Genomic DNA, 24,597 nt, shown 5'->3' on the forward strand with positions numbered 1-24,597 from the left:
TTTTCTATAAACATTTTCATATATACATACTTTAGTTCATATTATTAGATATATGCTTAATATAATAAATGGTAAATAATAAATAAGGAGTTCATGCCATGAAAAATATTTTTATGCCCTACTATATTAATGATGAAACAGTAAGACATATGTTTAAAATAGCTATTAATAGATTTACTAATATTGAGATAAATGGTAATAAGCAAGACACTACTATTCAAGCCTCAGTACCATTATCTGAACTTACCTGTGGTAAAATCCTTCAAGGAAACGCAACCATAACTCTAACTAAAAGCATAAACCAAATAAGTATTGACGAAATTGAAAAATCTCTTGTAAATGTGTTTATTAACCTTGAAAATATACTTCATGAAAATAAAATTGTAAAAACACTATCATCTTCTAAAGATTTGAATTCAATTTCATCTGGAGATATTGTAGAATTACAATGTATTATAGAAAAACAGGATAACACCCTAGATTTTTTAAGAAAAACTCAAGATCTTATGGAATTTCAACAGCTAACTACTGACATTGATAATACTTCTATGCTTAGTTGGATTAGCAAAAATATCTCTGAGATATTAGAACGTAAAACTTTAAAATGTCCTACTACTGCTTTGTTTGATAGTGACACTATAGGAGCTATTTGTTTATGTTCCAAAAATATGTTAATAGATATAGATTGCTATGTAGGGAAACTTGTCACAATAGTTGGGGAAGTTGCTGGATATGGTAGTATAGATAATTCAAATGCAATAAATAGTGATCCTTTAGTAACAAGTTTATTATGGAATCATATTAACTCAAATAAAGATTATGAATCTTTTATACCTCACTTAAACTACACTAACAGTATTTCTAATATGGGAAAAGTTTTAGAAATTATACCTTTTATTATTTATTTGTAAAATATTATTTATTTGTAAAATATTACTTGTTTTGGTTATATTATTTTATTATACTAATATTAATGAAATATACTATATACTAAAAGGGGGATTTTTATGGATAAATTTTTTAGACTTACGGAAAACAAGACTAACGTAAAAACAGAAATTGTAGCCGGAATTACCACCTTCTTAACCATGGCATATATAATAGCCGTAAATCCTAATATTCTTAGTGCAGCAATGGGGGCTGAAAATGCAGGTGCACTTGTAACTGCAACATGTTTAGCTGCCGGTTTTACTACTATTTTAATGGGCGTATATGCTAAAGCACCATTTGCATTAGCTTCTGGAATGGGCCTTAATGCATTCTTCGCTTATAGTGTGTGCATTGGAATGGGTATTTCTTGGCAAGTTGCCCTTACTGCTGTATTTGTAGAAGGTATTATCTTCATTATTCTTTCTCTTACTAAAGTTCGTGAAGCCGTTGTAAACTCAATTCCACTTACAATGAAACATGCTGTTACTGCTGGAATAGGATTATTTATTGCTTTTATCGGTCTAGTAAATGCTAAAATTATAATTGCTAATGAAGCTACTTTAGTTTCTATTGGTTCTATGATAGCACCTGGAGCTATAATTGCTGTAATAGGTTTACTTATCATCGCAATTTTAAATGCTAAGAACATTCGAGGATCTATGCTTTGGTCAATTTTAATTTGTTCTATTATTGGATGGATATATGCAGGATTTAATCCTGAGGGAGCTATGGCTTCTAGTATTTATCTTCCAAATGGAATATTTAAATTTGAATCAATTAGTTCAATCGCATTCAAACTAGACTTTAGCGTATTCTCTCATCCAGACGCAATTTTAAGTTTTATAACTGTTATGCTTACCTTCCTCTTTGTAGACTTTTTTGACACAGTTGGTACATTAGTTGGTGTATGCTCAAAAGCTAATATGCTAGATGAAAATGGAAATGTTCCAATGGCTAAAAAAGCTTTACTTGTAGATGCCATAGGAACTACCTTTGGTTCATTAATTGGTGTTTCAACTGTTACTACCTATGTAGAAAGTGCAGCAGGTGTTGCTGAAGGTGGAAGAACTGGTTTAACTGCCGTTACTACTGGTGTATTATTCCTATTAGCCATGTTCTTATCTCCTTTATTTGTTGCAATTCCTGCATGTGCAACTGCTCCATGCTTAATATGGATAGGATTTATGATGATGGAAAACATTACAAAAATCAACTTCTCTGACTTTACTCAAGGTTTTCCTGCATTTATTACAATAGCTGCAATGCCATTATGCTATAGCATAGGTGATGGTCTTACTCTTGGAGTTCTTGCTTTTACATTAATAAATATATTAAATAATATATTTGGTAAAAAGGAAACTAAGAAGCCAATATCTATTGTAATGTATATTTTATCTATTCTATTTATATTAAAACTTGTATTCATGTAAGTGAAACTATAAATATAACTTTAAAAGTTAATATACCTTTAGTGATTAAAATAAAAAACATGGAAAATTCCATGTTTTTTATTATTTGAAAATATTACATATCCATAAGGTTTCTTCTATAGTTCATATATAATTTTCTTAATTCTTTCATATCTTTATCTACAATAATTTCTAATTTAGATAATTCATTGTAATTCTTATTGTTTATTGCCTCTCTCATTTGAGTGAATAAGCTTTTGCTTACATAATTATCTTTCATAATTTTTTCTCTTAGTCTATTAACTTGACTCCACTTTTCAAGATCATATTCCATGAAATCATCGCAATTTACTCTTTTAATGCTTCTAATTTCATTAGAATAGTTTGGAATTATTCTATGCTCAAGTTCTGTAGTCCATCTTTCAAGTACAGCTTCTCTATATCCTTTTATGAACTTATCGCTCATCACATTACCGTCAGTTAATACTTTTACCTTTTCTTCATCATCGAAGGCTAAGATGTTTTCATAGACAGTTCTTGGAGCTTTTCCAAAGTATGCTTCTCTCTCTTCTTCAGTGTAGAATTCAAATACATCCTCTTCACTTCTATAACATCTACCCTCTTCTAAATAAGGAACTTTCTCGCCTGATTTTTTAGAAAGCTCTTTTAAAAGATCATCCTTATGCTTATGATTTTTCACTACATATCTTATTCCATCTATCATAGAAATTATAGTTGCAGCTAATACTAAATAGATATTTGTATTAGGATTTGGTGATCTTAATTCAAATCTAGTAGCCATTGGATTTATTTCATCCCTTATTAATCCTATTAATACGGTTCTATTTCTAGATGGTTTTTCTTTATCAGTACCTAATGAAGTAACTATACATACAGGTGCTTCAAATCCTGGTTTTAATCTTTGTAGTGCATCAGTGCTTGATGATACAAATGGGTTTACAACTTCGTAATTCTTTAGCATCCCCATTAGTGCTCCATACCCTATTTCACTTACAAAGTCTTTTTCTTCATAGTTATTAAATAGATTTATTACTTTTCCACTCTTAAGTTTTAAAGTTATACCCACATGAAGATGTTCTCCATTACCAGCAGCCTCATCAATAGGTTTAGCTTGAAAAGTAACCTCAAGTCCATTTCTTCTGAAAGTTTCCTTTATTAATCCTCTAACTAAAAGTTCATTATCACAAGTTTGAAGTGCTGTTGAGAACTTCCAATCTACTTCTAATTGCTCCATAATATGAGTTAAAACTCCACTTCTTGAAAGCTTAGCTTTAACTCCACCAACTTCTTTATGCCCCATTTCTGGCACTAAACCATACTTCTCTAATAAATCTAGAGATTTCTCCAATGCAGTTCTTACTGGCCCCTTAGTTCTTTTCCAATATTGCTCTTTTAAGACCTCTGAAGTAGATAATTCTTCTATTTCAGCAAGTTCATTAGGTGTATTTACCCAAAATTCTAATTCTGTAGCTGCTGTGATACTTACATCATCTATATCATCATAAGATATATTAAAATTAGATAAATATTCTTGATTTTCTTTAAATAAGTTCATCATCGAAGTTCTAAAGTGATTTACAGAATTCTTTAATATGTATCTTGAATCTACTGCAATTCCTTCATGATATAAATGACATGGCATTCTTATAGTTCCTACAGGTTTTCCTGTTTCTTCATCTATATAATCATAATTGTAATCTACAAACCAATTGCAAGTTAAATCTACTTTCATGTCTACCTTTGCATTATTAAGGGTAGCTATTCCTGGTAAAATTACAGAAGAACCATCTGTTTGGACTGCTGTACCATGTAAAAAAGTATCAATATCTTCTATAAAATTTTTCATAGGAATTTTTTCATCAGTATCGTTGCCTAAAAAGTCAATTCCAACTAAAGAAACGAATCTTATCTCTTGATGCTGTTGGAGAACTTTAAGTAACTCCTCTTTGTTCTGTTTATCCGCGGATATCACATATAATAAATCCATATAATATAAGCCCCCTTCTTTAATTTGAATTTTTTCAAATTTGCATTAATTATAGCATAATATAAAAATATTAGATATAATTAATTCTGTTAATAATGCGTTAATATATTACGCATTTTACCGCCTTTTTATTAATTTTTTATAACTTTTTTACATTTTGTTCATATACAATCCTTTACATACGAGATTAAACCTTTTCAATAATATATGAAATATTACAGCGTCTATCTATTTAAATAAAGACAAAAATAAAATTTTTAATAATATTTTCATTTTTTAATGTAAAACTCATTAAATTAGACTAATATATTCTTATAAACACGTATTAAAATCCTATATATTAGTTATAGGTATTTATTTTAAAATTTAAGGAGAGCAGAATTTTATGAAATTATTATTTTTTGATACAGAAACTACAAGTATAAAGCCCGGTAACATATGTCAACTTTCTTATATTTTAGTAGATACTAGCACCAAACCCCAAACTACCAGTGGTAAGAACTTTTTCTTTACCGTTGAAGAAATGAGTCAAGGAGCTCAGGATGTACACGGATTTTCTTTAGAAAAACTTTATGATTTAAGTAATGGTTTATATTTTGAAGATACTTACGAAGAATTTATTGAAGATTTTCTTCAAAGTGATGTAATCATAGGACACAACGTACAATTTGATATAAAATTTTTAAAAAGCGAGTTAGAATTCTTAGATATTCCCTTATATCCAAAACATGTATTTTGTACTATGGCTTATTATAAAAACATTTGTAAGGCCACAAATTCTAAAGGTATGCTAAAAAACCCATCCCTTGGAGAGGTAATAAAATTTTTAAATCTTAAAGATGATTTCCTACAAGAAAAATGTACTAATCTCTTTGGAGAGTCTTCCGATTATCATGATGCTAGATTTGACACAACTTGTACTTATTTGACCGTTATTTATGGAATAAAAAAAGGTTTAATACCTCCAAAATTCTTCACAAATATGGTAGAATTAGGGCAGTAAGATAATAAACTTTTATTTTTTTGGGGGGATTATAAATGATAGCTATTAAAAATGTTAATATTCATACAATGACTAAAACTGAAATCATAAACAATGGTGTTGTTTTAGTAGATAACGGTAAAATCACCTATGTAGGTTTAGACCTAGTAATTCCTGATGGAGTTGAAGTAATCGATGGATCTGGTGGTTTTTTAATGCCTGGTATTATCGATGCACACTGCCATATAGGAATGTGGGAAGATGGAATGGGCTTTGAAGGCTCTGATGGAAATGAATCTACAGACCCTGTTACTCCTCATCTTAGGGCTATAGATGCAATCAATCCAGTAGATAGATGCTTTGAAGAGGCTCTTGAAGCTGGTATTACTACTGTAGCTACTGGTCCTGGAAGTGCTAATGTAGTAGGCGGCACCTTCATAACTATGAAAACTTATGGAAAAACTGTAGATGAGATGGTCATAGATGATTGTACTGCTATGAAAGTAGCCTTTGGTGAAAACCCTAAGAGAGTTTACAGTAATAAGAAAACTACACCTAGTACAAGAATGGCTACAGCAGCTATACTTCGTGAAAATCTAATTAAAGCAAAAAATTATGTTACAAAACAAGAAGCTTCTAGGAATAATAATGAGAAAGCTCCTGATTTTGACATGAAACTTGAAGCTCTAGGAAAAGTAATCAAAAAAGAGATTCCTTTAAAGGCTCATGCTCATAGAGCTGATGACATTCTTACTGCCATAAGAATAGCTAAGGAATTTGATTTAGACTTATCTCTCGAACACTGTACTGAAGGACATTTAATAGCTGATAATCTAAAAAATGAACACATAAAAGCAATAATTGTTGGACCATCTTTATCTAATCGAAGCAAGATTGAGCTTAAAAATCTAACCTTTAAAACTCCAATGATTTTAAACCAAGCAGGCATTAAGGTTTCCATAATGACAGACCATCCAGTTATTCCTCTTCAATACCTATCTATTTGTGCTGCTTTAGCTGCTAGAGAAGGAATGGATGAAGAAGAGGCATTGCGATCTATTACAATAAACCCAGCTCATGCAATTCATGCAGACCATAGGGTTGGTAGTATAGAAACCGGTAAAGATGCAGATATAATAATCTACAATGGTCACCCTTTTGACCTTAGAAATACAGTTAAATTTGTAATGGTTAATGGAGAAATCGTGAAAAATAATCTATAATTAATAGATTCTATTTAAAATAATTGTTGATTATCACATCCTATCGCCCTCTATATACCATCTATGAACTCTTTTATAAATTAATTGAACTTTAGTAATAGGATAATCCCCTATTACTTTGAAGCTATCTAGTTGTATTTTAAATTATACAACCAAGGTAGCTTTTTCTTTTCTTTTAAACTTTACAAATCTACCATAAGTTACATTTCCAATTAATAGTATAATCAGTGGACTTTATTTTTAAATTTTGTATAATACTAATTACTAGGTTCAATAATCTTTCTTCAACCTGATAAATTTTCAGTTGTAAAATTATATTAAATATACAAATTTTGCTGTTTTCTAATTTTATGTATCCATATTTTAATTATTAATTAATTTTGTATATGTCTAGATTATTTTAGGAGGTAATATTATTGATAGATAAAATAAAAAAGAATTTAATAATAATTCCCTTAACCTTTTTAGTATTATCAATATTTGCTCTAGTTGCTTTTAATATTGGTGCTTCTAGGTTGACCTATAAAAGTTATAATGAATTTCTACAAGATGTAGAAGCCACCAATATACTAAAGGTATATATGGCTCAAACACCTAAAATTACAGTTGTAGATAAAAGTGGTGTTAAGTATATTACCGATAATCCAAATAGTGACACCTTAAAGGAAACTCTATTAAAACAAGGGGTAATAGTTGAAAGTTCAGCTACCCTTCCAAATAATCAACGTATAGCTGTGTTAGTATTAAGTTTTTCTGCTATAGCAACTATTTTTATGTTCATAAGAAGAAGTACTTCCTCTGGGAATATGAACTCTGCAAATCCTGTTGATGGACAAACTATTTCAAAGGATAAGTATAGCTTTCAATCTGTAGCTGGTAATGATGAGGCTAAGGAAAGTTTAAATGATATAGTAGATTTTCTAAAATCCCCAGATAAGTATGCATCCTATGGTGCAAGAATGCCTAAAGGTGTAATACTCTATGGTGATCCCGGTACTGGTAAAACCCTTTTAGCTAAAGCTATTGCTGGAGAAGCCCATGTTCCCTTCTATGTAGTTTCTGGTTCAGATTTTATTCAGATGTATGTAGGGGTTGGGGCTAGTAGAATAAGGAATCTATTTAAAAAAGCAAAATCTCAAGGTAAGGCTGTAATATTTATAGATGAGATAGATGCCATAGGTAAGAAGCGTGGCTCTAGCAAAGCTGGAAACTCTGATGAAAAGGATCAAACATTAAATGCATTACTAACTGAAATGTCAGGTTTTAAAGAAAGTGATGGTATAGTAGTAATTGCTGCCACAAACAGACTAGATGTCCTTGACGATGCACTTCTAAGACCTGGAAGATTTGATAGACACATCGAAGTATCTCTACCTGATATTAATGCTAGGGAAAAAATCTTAAAGCTTCACCTTAAAAATAAACCTATTGAAGACATGAATATAAGAGATATTGCTCATAATACTACCTACTTTTCAGGTGCAAAGCTAGAAAGTTTAGCTAATGAAGCTGCCATAATTGCTTGTAAAGAGAACGCTCCATACATCACTGCTCAGCATATGGATAAAGCCTTTTCTATAGTGTTAGCTGGACATGAGAAGCTAGATAAGGAAGCAATTAAACAAGATGATTTAAGAATTACTGCATACCACGAGATTGGACATGCACTAATTTCTCACTTAAAGCTTCATGAAGAAAAAATATCAAAAGTAACTATAATTCCAACTTCTAAAGGTGCTGGTGGTTATACCTTAACCATAGGTGAAGATAATGCTTATCATAACTTGGATTATCTAAAAAGAAAAATCATGGTATTACTTGGTGGAAGAGCTGCTGAAGAAATTATATTTGGTGAGAACAAAATTACCACCGGGGCTTATAATGATCTTAAGAAAACCACCAATATGATAAATAATATGGTGTGTGAGTATGGTATGGGGAAATCTATGGGACTTTTAAGATTGTCAGAAATGCAAGGTGTTCCTACAGAATACTATACAACAGTAGTTTTAGAGGAATGTAAATCTATAATAAATGAGTTATATGAAGAGGTAAAAAATACACTTAATGATAATTTAGATTTACTCCATAGTTTATCCCAAGAGTTACTTAATAAAGAAACCATATATAATGAAGATATTATTAATGTAGTATATGGTAAAATAAGCTAATATTAATTAGAATAAATAAGGTGCTGTCACAAAATATAATTGAACTATGTTTTAGCCAAGGTTTAAAACATGTTCAATTTTTAGACAGCACCTTTATCTATTACAATACTCTACATCTTTTCAATAAAAATGAATATATTCCCTATTTTCTAAATATACTATATTAAGATTCATTTCAAGTGAAAACATAAATGTTTGATTTAAATCTTCTAATTTTCTCCTTAGATAAAAGAGAATATTAGTTTTTAAAAATATTGATTTTATAATTAGGTGGGATTTTTCTATGAAAGATAAAGATAAAAATATTTATATTGGTATAACTTTTGTTATTTTAGGATTAACCTATTTTATATACTACTTTAACCCTACACTATTTAGTAGAACTCTAAACCTATGGCCAATTCTACTTTTAATCTGTGGTGTACTCCTTCAATACTTATATTTTGAAGTAAGATGGTCTTGCCTACTAATCTCAAGTAGCTTCTGCATAGTATATGGTGTAATGTACACACTTAACTTCTATGTTAATTTTATATATACTCATAGTTTTATTGCAATCTTTTTCCTAGCTCTTGCCACCTCACTATTAAATTACTACGTATTTGTGAAATGTAGTGATTTAATATTACCCTTTATATTTTTATTTATTCTTACCTCTATGGTAATATTTCTTTATCCTATCTATAAAATATATATACCTATAATTAGTACTGAACTAACCATGTCTACTATTTTTATTATCATAGGTATTTATATGATTTTTAGTAACTTAATTAAAATAGATTCAAAAGAGTAACTTCAGTTAATTTTAAAAAATATTATTAATGCTAAGCCTATTATAATTTTAAAGCTATACCAAATTTAAAATTATGAAACTTCATAAAGCATAAAACTGCATTTTAAGAAAAAAAGGTATGAAATTTAAAGCTAAATCTTTAAATTTCATACTCTTTTAACGTGGTAGTATTATGATATTTTGTCCAATTGCTCAAAAATATTTTATTTAAATTCAATTTTAGACAATTTTATACATTCTACTATTATATACATTAAGCAAATTACTTCAACTTACTTAACTCTACAGCAATTCTAGCTCCAACCTTAGCATTGTTAAATACTAATTGAATGTTTGATTCTAAACTTGATCCACCTGTTATTTCTTTTACTTTTGAAAGTAAGAATGGTGTACTTTCTTTTCCTCTTATTCCTTTTTCATCAGCTTCCTTAACTGCAGCATTTATAGCATTGTTGATTATATCATAGTCCATTTCAAACTCTTCTGGAATTGGGTTAGCAACAACCATTCCACCCTTTAATCCTAAATCCCATTTACTCTTTAACGCTCTAGCTATTACTTCTTCACTATCTGCTTTATAATCAACTTTAAATCCTGATTTTCTTGTATAGAATGCTGGTAATTCTTCGGTTTGGAATCCAACTACAGGTACTCCTTTAGTCTCTAAATACTCACGAGTTAAGCCTATATCAAGGATAGATTTACATCCAGCGCAAATTACAGCTACATCTGTCATTCCTAATTCATCTAAGTCTGCAGATATATCCATAGTATGTTCTGCTCCTCTGTGTACTCCACCTATTCCGCCTGTTGCAAACACTTTAATTCCAGCAAGTGCTGCTATTATCATTGTTGTAGCAACAGTGGTTGCTCCATGTAATCTATTAGCTACTATAAAAGGTATGTCTCTTCTACTAGTTTTTAATACTCCTGGAGTTTTTCCTAAAAATTCCACTTCTTCAGTAGTTAATCCTACTTTTAGTACTCCATTAAGAATAGCTATAGTCGCTGGAACTGCACCATTTTCTCTTATTATAGCTTCAACTTTTAAAGCTGTTTCTACATTCTTAGGATAAGGCATTCCATGAGATATAATAGTTGACTCTAGAGCAACTACTGGTCTTCCCTCTTCTAAAGCTTTCTTAACCTCTGGGTTTATATCTAAGTATTTTTCTAACATAATTTATTCTCCTCCAACTTTTTATTTATATTTTCCAATGATATATTGGGATTAATTGTATCTTTGTGTGTTATGGTTAGTGCCGAACAAGCAGAAGCAAATTCTAAAGTTTGCTTCAGATTATAATCATTCATATTTGAATATACAAGGCCTGCCACAAATGCATCCCCTGCACCATTAGCATTAACAACGTTAACCTTAGATGGTGTAAATAGTCCTCGACTTACTCCATCATTATAGTATACGCCTTCTTCTCCTAGACTAATAAATACATTTTCAACACCTAAATTTAAGAAATAATCACTAGCTTTTTTAACCTCATCCATAGTTTTAATTTCTATACCTGATAAAATTTCTGCTTCGATTCTATTAGGCTTAATAGTATGGAATTTATGAATTATATCCTTTACCTTCATAGCCTTTGCAGAAGAAACCGTATCTAAGAAAAACTTAGTGTTTTTGAAATTATTCACAACATAATCTATAACATCCTTAGGAATGTTAGTATCAATTATACAAATTCTTGAGCTTTCTATAACATTTCTCTTAGTTTTTATAAATTCTATGGACATCTTTTCATAAATATCCATGGATGATATTGCCACCTTCATATCTCCATAATTATCAAGAACAGACATATAAATTGATGTTGATTCTCCATCTAACTTAAGGCTATGTTCTAAATCCAATCCTATTTCTCTTCCTTCATCTATAACTTTACGACCATAGATATCATTTCCTATAACAGAAATTAATTTAGTTTCAATTTCAAGTCTTGATAAATTTTCACCAATGTTTCTTCCTACCCCACCTAGCGAGAACTTTATATTTCCAGGGTTCGAATCATTAAGTCTTAATTCACCATTAGAAAATCCTACAATATCAATATTAGTCCCACCAATAATAGATACAAATTTCTCCTTATTCATAACATATCCTCTTCCTGATATATATCCTTTCTTAATAAGGTTTCCTATATGAACACCTACGGAAGATCTAGTTATTTTAAGAATATCTGATAATTCATTTTGAGATATTAAGGGATTACTTTTAATAAGGTTTAATATTTCTTCTTCTCTATTTGTCATTTTAATCTCCCTTTTAATATTTCTTTATCTTCTAAGCACTTCTTTATTTAATATTAACATGCTAATTTATTCATTGCAATAGTTATTTTACCCTTTGATTCATTAACATATTTATGAACAAACTCTAAAATCAAAAAAATTCAATCTTTTACTTTACATTGTTTATATTATTTTACATATATTATTGTTTTTTTAATGATATTATACTTATTTGTAAATGACATAACATTTTCAACATATTGCAACATAACGATTTTCGAGTTATAATAGGACTTGTACTATAGGAGTCATTGATACAATACATGAGTAATTTATACTATAAGAATGGAGGAATATTATGGGACTTTTAACTTTTAAACGAGGCATTCATCCGCCTCACGGAAAACATTTTTCAGAGCACAAAGAAATTGAAACTTATCTTCCAAAGGGTGATTTAGTCTTCCCTATGAGTCAACATATAGGTGCTCCTTGCGAACCAATTGTAAAAAAAGGGGACAAGGTACTAGTTGGACAAAAGATAGGATCAGGAACAGGTTTTGTTTCATCTAACATCTATTCTAGTGTATCTGGGATAGTTAAAAATGTAACACCGATGCTTACTTCTGGTGGTACAAAAGTAATGAGCGTAATTGTTGAAAATGATAACAACTACGAAGAGGTGGCTGCAACACCACATGAAAATTACAAAGATTTATCCAATGCAGAATTATTACAAATTATTAATGAAGCTGGTATCGTAGGTCTTGGTGGAGCATGTTTCCCAACTCACGTTAAGCTGGCACCACCTAAAGACGCTAAAATTGATAGTATAATCATCAATGCGGCTGAATGTGAACCGTATTTAACTTGTGACCATCAATTAATGCTTCAATATTCTAATGAAATAGCTGAGGGTTTACAAATTATTTCTAAAATGTTCCCTGAAGCTAAAATCTTCGTAGGAATTGAGAACAATAAAAATGATGCTATAACTATAATGAATGCAGTTCTAGAATCTGTTAAAAATGTAGAAGTGGCAGCTCTTAAAACAAAGTATCCTCAGGGTGCTGAAAAACAACTTATATATGCTGTTACTAAAAGAGAAGTTCCAACAGGTAAACTACCTGCTGATGCTGGCTGCATAGTACAAAACGTAGCAACTATAGTTGCTATAAGAGAAGCTGTTATAGTTGGTAAACCACTTACTGAAAGAATAGTTACTGTTACTGGTGGCGCTGTAAAAACTCCTAAAAATCTTAGAGTTAAATTTGGTACAAACTTACAAGAACTTATAGATTTTTGTGATGGATTTAACGAAGAACCAGTTAAAATCATTAGTGGTGGACCTATGATGGGTACTGCTCTATTCACATTGGACACTCCTGCAGTTAAAGGTACTTCTGGTTTACTTTGTCTTACAAGTGCTGAAGCTGTACCATCAGTTGAATTAAACTGTATTAGATGTGGAAAATGTGTAAACGCTTGCCCAATGTTTTTATTACCAAACAAGCTTAACGCTCAAGTTATGAGAGGCGACTATGAAGGTTTTGAAAACTTTGGTGGTCTTAACTGTATTGAATGTGGTGCTTGTAGCTACTCTTGCCCTGCTAAAAGACATTTAACTCAAACTTGTAAAGAGGGTAAAAAAAGAATTTTAACTAATAGAAAGAAAAAGTAGAGGTGAACATAATGTCTGGAAATTTATTTAACGTATCCGTATCGCCACATATAAAATCTAAGGAAACAGTTTCAACGGTGATGAGAGATGTATTAATAGCACTAGTACCTGCTACAATTGCAGGTGTATATTTCTTTGGTTTAGGCGCAGCATTAGTTATGTTAACAGCTGTTGTATCTGCAATGCTTAGTGAATTTATATTTAATAAAATTACTAAAAAACCAAACACATTAAAAGACTTAAGTGCAGTAATAACTGGTCTATTACTTGCTTTCAACCTACCACCTACACTTCCACTATGGATGGTTGCTGTAGGAAGTGCATTCTCTATTATAGTAGTTAAATGCTTCTTCGGTGGACTTGGTCAAAACATCATGAACCCTGCCCTAGCTGGTAGAGCATTCTTGCTTGCGGCTTACCCAAGCCAAATGACTCACTGGACTTTGGATGGAGTTTCTAAAGCTACTCCACTTGCTATCCTACGTAATGGTGGAGCATTACTTCCTGATACAATGGATGCATTCTTAGGTTCTAATATAGCTGGATGTATAGGAGAAGTTTCTGCCCTTGCACTACTTATTGGTGGCGCATATCTTCTATATAGAAAAGTTATTACTTGGCATATTCCTGCTACATATTTAGGTACAGTTTTTATCATAACTACAGTACTTGGTAGAGATGGATTCATGACTGGTCGAGGTTTATATGAATTATTTATTGGAGGAGTAATGATAGGTGCATTATTTATGGCAACAGATTACACAACTTCTCCAATGACTAAAAAAGGTCAAATTATCTTTGGTGTAGGCTGTGGTGTTATAACTACCATAATCCGTTTATATGGTGGATATGCTGAAGGTGTATCTTACTCAATTCTACTTATGAACTTATTAGTTCCAATGATCGATAAATGGACTACTCCACGTGTATTTGGAGGTGCAAAATAATGAAAGAAAACTTAAAATTAGGAGCAACTTTACTTGTTATCACTGCAATTGCTGGCTTAATCCTTGCCTTTGCTTATGATATTACTAGAGCACCAATCGAAGCTAAAGCTAAAGAAGATCAAGCTGCAGCTCTTAAGGTAGTTTTAGCAGCAGATGAATTTGAAGATCTTAATGTTGAGGGTGTAGAAAACATACTTGCAATCTTTGAAGCTAAAACTGGTGGAGAAACTACTGGTCACGTATTTAATGTAATTGCTAAAGGTGGTTATGGTGGAGATATAGAACTAATGGTTGGTATTAACACTGACGGCACTCTATCTGGAATGACAGTATTAAAGCAATCTGAAACTCCTGGTCTTGGAACAAAAGCTACAGAGCCTGGTTTTACTGATCAATTTAATGGTATGTCTTCTGAAAAAGAACTTTCAGTAGGTTCTGATATTCAAGCAGTCACTGGTGCTACTATTACTTCTAAAGCAGTAACTTCCGGTATTAATACTGCTATAAATTATTACAACACAAACTTGAAAGGAGCAAAGTAGAATGAAAGAGTTAGTTAATAGATTAAAAGTTGGTATTATTACCGAAAACCCAGTATTTATCCAAGTACTAGCTATGTGTCCTACTCTTGCTGTTACAAGCAGTGTTAAAAATGCTGCTGGTATGGCTCTTGCTGCTACTGTAGTATTAATTGGATCAAATGCAGTTATTTCACTAATTAGAAAACTTGTTCCTGATAAAATTAGAATACCAGCTTATATCGTAGTCATTGCTACCTTCGTTACTTTAATCCAGTTTTTATTAGAAGCTTATATTCCTGATTTATACAAATCATTAGGAATATTCTTGCCTCTTATAGTTGTTAACTGTGTTATTTTAGGTAGAGCTGAAGCTTATGCATCAAAAAATAAGGTGCTACCTTCTATCTTTGACGCTATCGGTATGGGATTAGGATTTGGTCTTGCTATAGTTCTTCTAGCTACTTTCAGAGAAGTTCTAGGAAATGGAACATTCTATGGAATTCAAGTATTACCAAAGTCTTATATACCAGCTATGGTTATGACGTCAGCTCCTGGAGCGTTTATGACACTTGGTGTACTACTAGCAGGATTCAATCAATATAAAATTTGTAAAGCTAAAAAAGCTGAAACTACAAAATAAGGAAGGTGAAATTAAATGAGCGAATTATTTACTATATTTATAGGCGCCCTTCTAGTTAACAACGTAATATTAGGGCAATTTCTAGGTATATGTTCCTTCCTTGGAGTTTCTCAAAAAACTGAGACTGCTAAGGGTATGGGTGCAGCTGTTACCTTTGTAATGATACTAGCTACTCTTATTACTTTCGTGGTAAACAACCTTATCCTAATTCCTTTTGACTTAGGATACTTATCAACTCTTGCATTTATACTTGTTATCGCAGCACTAGTTCAGTTTGTTGAAACAGTTATTAAGAAAATTCAACCAGGTCTTTATAGATCTCTTGGTATTTTCTTACCTCTAATAACAACTAACTGTGCAGTACTTGGTATTGCTGTTACAAACATAGATAAAGGTTATGGACTAGCTCAATCATTATCTAACACTCTTGGAGCAGCTCTTGGATATGTACTTGCTATAGTAATCCTTGCTGGATTAAGAGAAAGAATGGAAGATAACACTGATATGCCTGTTGCTTTTAGAGGATTACCAATTTCGTTAATCACAGCAGGATTAATGGCTATTGCTTTCTATGGATTCAGTGGTTTAGTTTAAGGAGGGAAATTTAATGGAATTATCAAATTTAGTAGCTCCTGTGGTAAGCCTTGGTGGTCTTGGACTAGTATTTGGAGCCTTATTAGGATATGCAAACAGTAAATTTAAAGTAGAAGTTGATGAAAGAATTCCTCTAGTAAGAGAATGTCTTCCTGGTGCAAACTGTGGTGGATGTGGATTTGCTGGATGTGATGCTTATGCTGAAGCTGTAGTTATGGGCACAGCTTCAACTAACAAATGTAGCCCCGGTGGACCTGATGCAGTTAGTAAAATTTCTAGTATTCTTGGAGTTGAAGCTACAATTGGTGAACCAATGACAGCTTTTGTTAGATGTAAAGGTACTGCTGACGTAGCTAAAGAAAAATATAACTATGTTGGAGTATTAGACTGTAACCACGCTGCAGTTGCTCCTGGTGGCGGATCTAAGTCATGTGAACATGGATGTCTTGGCCTTGGATCTTGTTCAAAAGCTTGTGAATTTGGAGCTATATTTATATCAAATGGTGTTGCAATTATAGATGAAGAAAAATGTGTTGCTTGTGGTGCGTGTATAACTGCATGCCCTAAATCAATAATTCATCTTGTACCTAAGAAAACTAAGGTTAGAATAGATTGTAACAATAAAAATAAAGGTAAAGAAGTTATGGATACTTGTTCTGTTGGCTGCATTAGTTGCGGTATATGCAAGAAGAGCTGTCCAAAAGATGCTATAGAAATAATTAACAATATTCCTGTTTTCGATTATGATAAATGTGTTAGCTGTGGAATATGTGCGAACAAATGCCCTAAGAACTCTATCTTAAATCTTAGAAAACCAGTTCTAAAGAAGGAAGCTGTGCCAACTGCTAAGGTAAACACTGAACCTTCTTCTGATTCTGAAAATAACAATACTACAGTATAATAAACTTAAACTTTATGTTATAATATAGAAGGCTTTTAGCCTTCTATATTTATTTGGAGGTGATTTCATGGAAGAAGAAGGTATTGTAAAAAGAATTGATGGTAACATTGCTAAAGTTGCCTTTACAAAAAAAGGTGGATGTGGTGGTGGATGTTCATCTTGTAAGTCCGGTTGTCCTAAAGACACTATAATGGTAGATTTAGAAAATACAAAGGATGCCACTGCTGGAGATAGAGTTTTAGTTTCTATGGATAATGCTGTATTTAAAAATATGACATTTTGGGCCTATGCCTTCCCTACTATCATTACTGTAATTACTCTAATTGTAACACTTTATATTTTTAACAAACTAACTATTAATAATTACGAATTATATTCAGCTATATCAGCTATAATTGCCATGTTTATTTCTTATAAAATTAGTGGTAATCTAAATAAGAATGAAAATAAATACTCATTCAAAATGATTAAAAAAATAAGATAACTTTATTTAAGTTACCATATTATATTTTTAATATACTTTGGTAAACATAGCTTATGTATATTATTAATTCAGATTTAAGTAAGTTTATTATAAATATATATATTTTAGGAGGTATAATTATGAACATTGGATCAATGATTGATCACACTATTTTAAAAGCAGCGGCAACTAAAGCAGAGGTTATTAAAATTTGTGAGGAAGCTAAAGAATATAAATTTAAATCTGTATGTGTAAATTCTTGCTATACAGAACTCGTTGCAAAGAAACTTAAAGATTCTGGTGTACTTGTTTGTACAGTTGTAGGCTTCCCTTTAGGTGCTATGGATACAAAATCTAAAGCTTTTGAAACAGCGAGAGCTATAGAACTTGGTTCTAATGAAATAGATATGGTTATAAATGTTGGTGCTTTAAAAGACAAAGATTATGACTTCGTAAAAAATGATATAAAAGAAGTTGTTGACACTGCTAAAGGAAAAGCTATTGTTAAGGTAATTTTAGAAACTTGTCTATTGACAGAAGAAGAAAAAATTAAAGCTTGTGAATTATCTCAACAAGCTGGTGCTGACTTTGTAAAAACTTCAACTGGATTTAGCACTGGAGGAGCTACTACTGAGGATCTAGCTCTAATGAGAAAGGTTGTAGGACCTAATATGGGGGTTAAGGCTTCTGGTGGTGTTCGTACCTCTGAAGACGCTATAAAGGCTATTAATGCCGGTGCAAATAGAATTGGTGCTAGTGCATCTATAGCAATAGTTGAAAATATAACAGATTCTAATTCTGATTATTAATTTTACTTTTCAAGAAGAGAAATTAAGATTTAAATATCTTAATTTCTTTTTTATTGTTTATTTTTTCTGTAAATAAACAATATTTTGTTAATTCCATGTTAAATGTATGAATTTTATATTGATATTTATCGAAAAAAGTATATCCTTGTATTATAAATGAAAAATTTATCATTTATAATTATATTATAGGGGGAATAAAAATGAATTTTTTAAAAGGACTTTTTAAATTTGTTCCAATCTTTGTTTTAGCTGGGCTTATGATCATGGGGGTTGATGTTCTTACAGCTGCACCAATCGCAACAATATTTGCCTGTGCTGTAGCGTACATAACAGAAAAAGTAAAGTTAAACGATCTTGTTGATGCAGCCATGGATAATGTAAAGGGTCTCATATTAGTTTTCTTTATACTTATGTTTGCCTATGCTATGGCAAGTGCATTCATGTCTACAGGCGTTGGTGCTTCAATCGTTAACGTATCACTATCTCTTGGTTTAAATGCAAGAACAGTTGCTGTATCAGGATTCTTAGTAACCTGTGTGCTTTCTGTAGCTACTGGTACTTCTTGGGGAACCTTCGCTGCATGTGCTCCAATCTTCTTATGGCTTAATCATATAGTTGGTGGGAATATAATGCTTACTACTGCTGCTATTGCTGGTGGTGCTTGTTTTGGAGATAATATAGGACTTATTTCAGATACCACAGTTGTAAGTTCTGGTATCCAAAATGTAGAAGTTATCGACAGAGTTAGAACTCAAGGTTTCTGGTCTCTTTCATGTCTTGTGATAACTGCAATTATTATATTCGTAGTAAGTATAGCAATGAAACTTCCTACAGATGTAACTAATGCAAAAGTGGCTATTGATGCTATTCCATCTGAAGTATGGACATCCTTAGAATCTGTAAGACCTGAAGCTGTAAATCTTCTAAATCAAGTTAAAGAAGGTGTTCCTTTATATATGGTAATACCTTTAATACTTGTTATAGTTGCTGCGGTTAAAGGTATTCCTACTCTACTTTGTCTCTTCCTTGGAATCGGTTCATCCTACGTATTCGGTAGATTCGCTGGAACCGTAGAAGGTATAGGACCATTCATGGAATTAGTTCAAACAGGATTTTCAGATGCAGGTTCTTGGGTTATTGTAATGATGATGTGGGTTGGTGCTTTTGGTGGTGTTATGGCAAAAATGAATGCCTTCGCTCCATTATCAACATTCATACTAAAAATATCTAGCAACGTAAAACAATTAATGTTTTGGAATGGTGTACTTTGTATAGGTGGTAATGCTGCTCTTTCTGATGAAATGGCTCAAATTGTAACTATCGGACCTATCATTAAAGAACTTGTTGAAAACAACGTAGAAGGAAGCAAAGAAGATATGTACACTCTATATCTTAGAAACGCAACTTTCGGTGATGCACTTGGTGTTTTTGGTTCTCAATTAATTCCATGGCATGTATACATTGGATTTTATGTAGGAATCGCAAACTCTGTATATCCATTACATGAATTTGCAGCACTTGACATAATTAAGTATAACTTCATGGCATTCGTAGCAGTTGGTTCAATATTATTATTAACACTTACTGGTTGGGATAGATTTATTCCTAAGTTTGGTTTACCAAAAGAACCTGCTGTTAGATTAAAAAAGTAAATATAATCATACAAAGTTCTAAAGTAACTTCAATTTAATAAATTATATGGCTATCCTCACAATTGTTATAAATATAATTGTGAGGATAGCCTCTTTTATACTTTAAATTTAAAATAATTACTTACATTACATCATTAATTTTATTCTAATATCATGTTAAAAATTTATTTTCTCACCTTAATATAATACATATTATTCAAACAATTTTAAATTACTATATTGCATATATGTCGTTAAGTCTACTATGTTAAATATTAAACATAGTAGACTTAACAACATATACTTTTACACATAAACAATAAATTATTTGTATTATTTCAATTTTTTTATATATTAATTTAATATTTGTAATATAATCAACAAAATTATTATAAATAATTTTGTTGATTTTTTGTGTATATTTATGTAAAATAATTGTATTTTCCCCCTTTTTTATATATAATTAGTGTGAAATTTAAGATATTTTATAAAAAAATTGTTGAATTTATGTGTTTTTTCAGAATAATACTTGATATTTTTTAAAAAAGGCTTTAAACTATGTTTATAGAAAAAAGTAGTTAATAAAATAACTACTTTTTATTATAATTATATGGAGGTATATAATATGAATTTTTTAAAAGGTCTTTTTAAGTTCATTCCAATTTTTGTATTGGCTGGACTAATGATGATGGGCGTTGATGTTCTTACTGCAGCACCTATCGCAACCATATTTGCATGTGGTGTAGCATACATAACTGAAAAGGTTAAGTTCAGTGAACTGATTGATGCTGCAATGGATAATGTAAAGGGTCTCATTTTAGTATTTTTTATACTTATGTTTGCCTATGCAATGGCAAGTGCTTTTATGTCAACAGGAGTTGGTGCTTCAATAGTTAATATGGCACTTTCACTAGGACTAAATGCAAGAACTGTTGCATTATGTGGATTCTTAGTAACCGCAGTACTTTCTGTAGCTACTGGTACTTCTTGGGGAACCTTCGCTGCATGTGCTCCAATCTTCTTATGGCTTAACCATATAGTTGGAGGAAATATCTTACTTACTACAGCTTCAATAGCTGGTGGTGCTTGTTTTGGAGATAACATTGGTCTTATTTCTGATACTACAGTTGTAAGCTCTGGTATCCAAAAAGTAGAGGTTATTGACAGAATTAGAACTCAAGGTGTTTGGTCAATTTCTTGTCTTATTATAACAGCAATTATCATATTTGGAATCAGTGTATCAATGAAGCTTCCAACAGATGTTGCTAATGCAAAAATAGCAATTGATGCTATTCCAGCTGAAGTATGGACAAGTCTTCAAGAAGCTAGACCTTCTGCAGTTGATCTTTTAAACCAAGTTAAAGAAGGAGTACCTTACTATATGGTAGTTCCTCTAATCCTTGTTATAGCGGCTGCTGTTATGGGTGTACCTACTCTACTTTGCTTATTCTTAGGTCTTGCAGGTTCATTCATATTTGGTAGCTTTGCTGGAACTGTAGAAAGCTTATCTGCATTCCTTGGCTTAGTTGAAGGCGGATTTTCTGAAGCTGGTTCATGGGTTATCGTAATGATGATGTGGGTTGGAGCCTTTGGTGGTATCATGTCTAAAATGAATGCCTTTGCTCCACTATCAAACTTCATATTAAAGATTTCTGGAAATGTAAGACAATTAATGTTCTGGAATGGTATCCTATGTATCGGAGGAAATGCTGCTCTTTCTGACGAGATGGCGCAAATCGTAACTATAGGACCTATTATTAAAGAACTTGTTGATAATAACGTAGAAGGAAGCGACGAAGATTTATACAAATTATATCTTAGAAATGCAACCTTTGGAGATGCACTTGGAGTTTTTGGTTCTCAATTAATTCCTTGGCATGTATACATTGGATTCTATGTAGGAATAGCTACATCAGTATATCCATTACACACATTTGTTGCAACTGATATTATTAAATATAACGTTATGGCTTTTGTAGCTGTAGGTTCTATATTATTACTTACTCTAACAGGATGGGATAGATTTATTCCTAAATTTGGTTTACCAAAAGAGCCAGCTGTTAGATTAAAAAAAGGTAATACAAATGTAACTACTGACAGAACTACAGCTGTATAATAAATAAAATAAAAAAACCTTGCATTTGCAAGGTTTTTTATTTTAAAATTATTTCATTTCTTCTTCAAAAATCCTATCATACTCTGCAACTACTTTATCAAACTCCTCTTCATCCTCTACCATTTCATAAGAAGCTGTATTTCCTTCTCCTATTACTTTATATACATAGGCTTCATCTTCTTCATCAAGTGGTGCTAAGATTAGATAATGATTATCATCTATAGTAAGATCCTCTACTACTTGAAGTTCAACTTTTTCCTTTGTTTCTGAATCAGTAAGTGTTATTATATTCATTTCTTCCATTTATATGTTCCTCCTAGAATACTTAAATTTAACCTTCCTTTATTATATAGTATAGATTTCTATATTACAATAAAATATTGTAATACTGTCAAAAATGCTACCCATTAGCTCTAATTGGGTAGCATATATAGTCTAAATATAAAACTTTGTATCTGGGTCAATTAAATTGTTTTTAATATCTATTCCAAATAATCCATCCACAAGAGTTGGAGTTTCAATTGGATGAGCATCTTTCACACTATTATTTAAAACTTGTATTCCATCCTTAGTATTTCTCTTTGGTTTTTTATTCTTTTCTTTAAATTTACTCAAAACAATTATACTTCCTTTCTTATATTTATAATTATTAAGTGTTTTTTAGTCTAGGTTAATCTCCCATTAGTACTTACTTACTCTAAAACTCAAATAACAGATAAGTTTATTTAATGCTGTTGTTGATTATAGGCAGTTAAAACTTTGTTAAACTCTCTACCTTCACCTATTGATGCATATTCAACCATACCATTTTCTCTGCTCACAACCTTATAAGCACAAGCCTCCTCTGAATCCTTGGGTCCCGCTATTACATATTCTGATGTACCTACTTTTACAACATCAATAAACTCCAATTCAACGATTTTACCATCTTCTCCAGAAACCTTTATACATTGATTAATATTACCCATCTTATAACCTCCAAAACTTTTAATATATATAAGATGTGCATAAATACTAAAATTATTTATGTTTTAATATTTATTTCATATTTTTTAATATTTCAAGCCTGTCTTTTATACGTTTTTCATAACCTAAGGTCGTTGGAACATAGTAGTTCTTATTAAGTAATTTATCTGGCATATACTGCTGAACCACATAGTGACTTTTGTAATTATGTGGATATTTGTAATCAGCTCCCTTGTTTATTACCTTTGCTCCATTATAATGACTATCTCTTAGGTGTATTGGTATTGATCCAATATCTTCATTTTCTATATCTTCCATAGCTTTGTTAATAGCAATATAGGCTGCATTGCTCTTAGGTGCTCCTGCTAGATATGTAACCGCTTGTGCTAAACTTATTCTTGCCTCAGGCATTCCAATAGATTTAACTACATCTAGAGCTGCATTAGCTACAAGAAGTGCATATGGATCTGCATTTCCTACATCCTCAGATGCTGATATAACAATTCTTCTTGCTATAAACTCCGGATCCTCTCCGCCATATAACATTCTAGCTAAATAGTGAATTGCAGCATCTGGATCACTACCTCTAATACTCTTTATAAATGCAGAAACCACATCATAATGATAGTCCCCCGATTTATCATAACTAATCTGTCTTTTCTGCATGCACTCCTCTACTATATCTATTGTTATATGAATAACTCCATCATCTTTTTTATTCGTAGTTAATACCGCAATTTCTAAAGCATTTAAAGCTTTTCTTCCATCTCCTGCTGAGTTCATACATATAAATTTCTCAGCCTCCTCATAAAGCTTTATTTTAATATTTCCAAATCCTGCTTTCTTATCAGTAAGAGCTCTATTTAAAAGCTTAATAATCTGCTTTTCCGATAGTGGCTCTAGCTTGAATATCATAGATCTAGATAATAGTGCCTTATTAACCTCAAAGAATGGGTTTTCTGTGGTTGCACCTACCAACGTTACTATTCCCTTTTCCACATGTGGAAGTAAACTATCTTGTTGAGTTTTATTAAATCTATGTATTTCGTCTATAAACAAAATAGTCTTTTTTCCCTTTAAAGATATTTCATTTAATGCTTTATCTACAACGATCTTAATATCTTTAATTCCAGAAGTAACTGCATTCAGCTCTACATAATTACATTGTGTAGTCTTTGCTATTATCTTTGCAAGGCTAGTTTTCCCTACGCCTGGAGGTCCGTATAACAAAAGAGATGTTATTCTATCACTCTTGATACTTCTATATAATAATTTATCTTTAGCTAATATGTGTTCCTGTCCCACAAATTCATCAAGAGTACTTGGTTTTAACCTTTGAGCTAATGGCTCATTCATATTTATCTTAGATTGCTGTTCATTTTCCACATCTGATACTAAATCAAACAAGGAGATGTTATCATAATTATTTTCCAACTCTATCATTCCTTTAAATACATATTATAAAATAAGACTTCTTCGGTCTTCCTTTTAGTTAATAATTTTAAAATATCAAATCAAAGATTTTGGTTCTCACTTATCAGTATATCACACAAAATATATATTTT

At 31.3% G+C, this 24,597-nt stretch carries 22 protein-coding genes; 15 read left to right on the forward strand and 7 right to left on the reverse strand.

What is annotated here, in order from left to right; all coding sequences use genetic code 11:
* Window positions 1-98 precede the first annotated feature (98 nt).
* Window positions 99-911 carry a hypothetical protein gene (locus RSD37_RS01940; RefSeq protein WP_346945011.1) on the forward strand — a complete coding sequence of 271 codons (813 nt, stop codon included), beginning with the start codon at window positions 99-101 and terminating at the stop codon, window positions 909-911.
* Window positions 912-1,007: 96 nt separating this feature from the next.
* A complete protein-coding gene (locus RSD37_RS01945; protein ID WP_346945012.1) occupies window positions 1,008-2,360 on the forward strand; it encodes an NCS2 family permease in 1,353 nt (450 codons plus the stop codon).
* Window positions 2,361-2,454: 94 nt separating this feature from the next.
* On the opposite strand, the gene RSD37_RS01950 is transcribed toward RSD37_RS01945, so the two are convergent.
* A complete protein-coding gene (locus RSD37_RS01950) occupies window positions 2,455-4,347 on the reverse strand; it encodes a glutamine synthetase (RefSeq protein WP_346945013.1) in 1,893 nt (630 codons plus the stop codon).
* Window positions 4,348-4,732: 385 nt separating this feature from the next.
* Between RSD37_RS01950 and RSD37_RS01955 the strand changes: the two genes are divergently transcribed.
* The 3 genes from RSD37_RS01955 (at window position 4,733) to RSD37_RS01965 (ending at window position 8,723) form a co-directional block, all read left to right on the forward strand.
* On the forward strand, window positions 4,733-5,350 hold the full coding sequence (locus RSD37_RS01955; protein WP_346945014.1) for a 3'-5' exonuclease: 618 nt from the start codon (window positions 4,733-4,735) through the stop codon (window positions 5,348-5,350).
* A gap of 35 nt (window positions 5,351-5,385) precedes the next feature.
* Window positions 5,386-6,552 carry an amidohydrolase gene (locus tag RSD37_RS01960; protein ID WP_346945015.1) on the forward strand — a complete coding sequence of 389 codons (1,167 nt, stop codon included), beginning with the start codon at window positions 5,386-5,388 and terminating at the stop codon, window positions 6,550-6,552.
* Between the two features lie 419 nt (window positions 6,553-6,971).
* Window positions 6,972-8,723, forward strand: a complete 1,752-nt coding sequence (locus tag RSD37_RS01965; protein ID WP_346945143.1) for an ATP-dependent metallopeptidase FtsH/Yme1/Tma family protein — start codon at window positions 6,972-6,974, stop codon at window positions 8,721-8,723.
* 1,058 nt (window positions 8,724-9,781) lie between these two features.
* Here the strand turns inward: RSD37_RS01965 and RSD37_RS01970 are convergent.
* Together RSD37_RS01970 and RSD37_RS01975 are read right to left on the reverse strand one after the other, a co-directional pair.
* Complete coding sequence (locus RSD37_RS01970) at window positions 9,782-10,699, reverse strand: pseudouridine-5'-phosphate glycosidase (RefSeq protein ID WP_346945016.1); 918 nt, start codon at window positions 10,697-10,699, stop codon at window positions 9,782-9,784.
* Window positions 10,693-11,787, reverse strand: coding sequence for a PfkB family carbohydrate kinase (locus RSD37_RS01975; RefSeq protein ID WP_346945017.1), 1,095 nt, complete (start codon window positions 11,785-11,787; stop codon window positions 10,693-10,695). The genes RSD37_RS01970 and RSD37_RS01975 overlap by 7 nt, the downstream gene beginning before the upstream one ends.
* Before the next feature lie 337 nt (window positions 11,788-12,124).
* Between RSD37_RS01975 and rsxC the strand changes: the two genes are divergently transcribed.
* From rsxC to RSD37_RS02025, 10 genes are all read left to right on the forward strand, one after another.
* On the forward strand, window positions 12,125-13,444 hold the full coding sequence (rsxC, locus tag RSD37_RS01980) for an electron transport complex subunit RsxC (protein WP_346945018.1): 1,320 nt from the start codon (window positions 12,125-12,127) through the stop codon (window positions 13,442-13,444).
* 11 nt (window positions 13,445-13,455) lie between these two features.
* Window positions 13,456-14,391, forward strand: a complete 936-nt coding sequence (locus RSD37_RS01985; protein WP_346945019.1) for an RnfABCDGE type electron transport complex subunit D — start codon at window positions 13,456-13,458, stop codon at window positions 14,389-14,391.
* Entirely contained in the window at window positions 14,391-14,933 is a 543-nt protein-coding gene (locus RSD37_RS01990) for an RnfABCDGE type electron transport complex subunit G (protein WP_346945020.1), read from the forward strand. Before RSD37_RS01985 ends, RSD37_RS01990 begins: the two co-directional genes overlap by 1 nt.
* A gap of 1 nt (window position 14,934) precedes the next feature.
* A complete protein-coding gene (locus RSD37_RS01995; protein ID WP_346945021.1) occupies window positions 14,935-15,552 on the forward strand; it encodes an electron transport complex subunit E in 618 nt (205 codons plus the stop codon).
* Between the two features lie 15 nt (window positions 15,553-15,567).
* Complete coding sequence (locus RSD37_RS02000; protein ID WP_346945022.1) at window positions 15,568-16,146, forward strand: electron transport complex protein RnfA; 579 nt, start codon at window positions 15,568-15,570, stop codon at window positions 16,144-16,146.
* 13 nt (window positions 16,147-16,159) lie between these two features.
* The gene (locus RSD37_RS02005) at window positions 16,160-17,047 is read left to right on the forward strand and encodes an RnfABCDGE type electron transport complex subunit B (protein WP_346945023.1); all 888 of its coding nucleotides are present in this window, start codon (window positions 16,160-16,162) and stop codon (window positions 17,045-17,047) included.
* 67 nt (window positions 17,048-17,114) lie between these two features.
* A complete protein-coding gene (locus tag RSD37_RS02010; protein ID WP_346945024.1) occupies window positions 17,115-17,531 on the forward strand; it encodes a SoxR reducing system RseC family protein in 417 nt (138 codons plus the stop codon).
* 119 nt (window positions 17,532-17,650) lie between these two features.
* Complete coding sequence (gene deoC, locus RSD37_RS02015) at window positions 17,651-18,319, forward strand: deoxyribose-phosphate aldolase (protein WP_346945025.1); 669 nt, start codon at window positions 17,651-17,653, stop codon at window positions 18,317-18,319.
* Between the two features lie 200 nt (window positions 18,320-18,519).
* Window positions 18,520-19,971 carry a Na+/H+ antiporter NhaC family protein gene (locus RSD37_RS02020; protein ID WP_346945026.1) on the forward strand — a complete coding sequence of 484 codons (1,452 nt, stop codon included), beginning with the start codon at window positions 18,520-18,522 and terminating at the stop codon, window positions 19,969-19,971.
* Window positions 19,972-20,575: 604 nt separating this feature from the next.
* Window positions 20,576-22,066, forward strand: a complete 1,491-nt coding sequence (locus RSD37_RS02025; RefSeq protein ID WP_346945027.1) for a Na+/H+ antiporter NhaC family protein — start codon at window positions 20,576-20,578, stop codon at window positions 22,064-22,066.
* 48 nt (window positions 22,067-22,114) lie between these two features.
* On the opposite strand, the gene RSD37_RS02030 is transcribed toward RSD37_RS02025, so the two are convergent.
* From RSD37_RS02030 to RSD37_RS02045, 4 genes are all read right to left on the reverse strand, one after another.
* Window positions 22,115-22,369 carry a DUF1292 domain-containing protein gene (locus RSD37_RS02030; RefSeq protein ID WP_346945028.1) on the reverse strand — a complete coding sequence of 85 codons (255 nt, stop codon included), beginning with the start codon at window positions 22,367-22,369 and terminating at the stop codon, window positions 22,115-22,117.
* A gap of 132 nt (window positions 22,370-22,501) precedes the next feature.
* Complete coding sequence (locus RSD37_RS02035; protein WP_346945029.1) at window positions 22,502-22,681, reverse strand: hypothetical protein; 180 nt, start codon at window positions 22,679-22,681, stop codon at window positions 22,502-22,504.
* 110 nt (window positions 22,682-22,791) lie between these two features.
* Window positions 22,792-23,034: a DUF1292 domain-containing protein gene (locus tag RSD37_RS02040; RefSeq protein ID WP_346945030.1), complete on the reverse strand. Its 243-nt coding sequence runs from the start codon at window positions 23,032-23,034 to the stop codon at window positions 22,792-22,794.
* A 70-nt stretch (window positions 23,035-23,104) separates the two neighbouring features.
* The gene (locus RSD37_RS02045) at window positions 23,105-24,466 is read right to left on the reverse strand and encodes a replication-associated recombination protein A (RefSeq protein ID WP_346945031.1); all 1,362 of its coding nucleotides are present in this window, start codon (window positions 24,464-24,466) and stop codon (window positions 23,105-23,107) included.
* Window positions 24,467-24,597 lie beyond the last annotated feature (131 nt).

Source organism: Clostridium sp., assembly GCF_036646415.1.
Lineage (GTDB): Bacteria > Bacillota > Clostridia > Clostridiales > Clostridiaceae > Clostridium_J.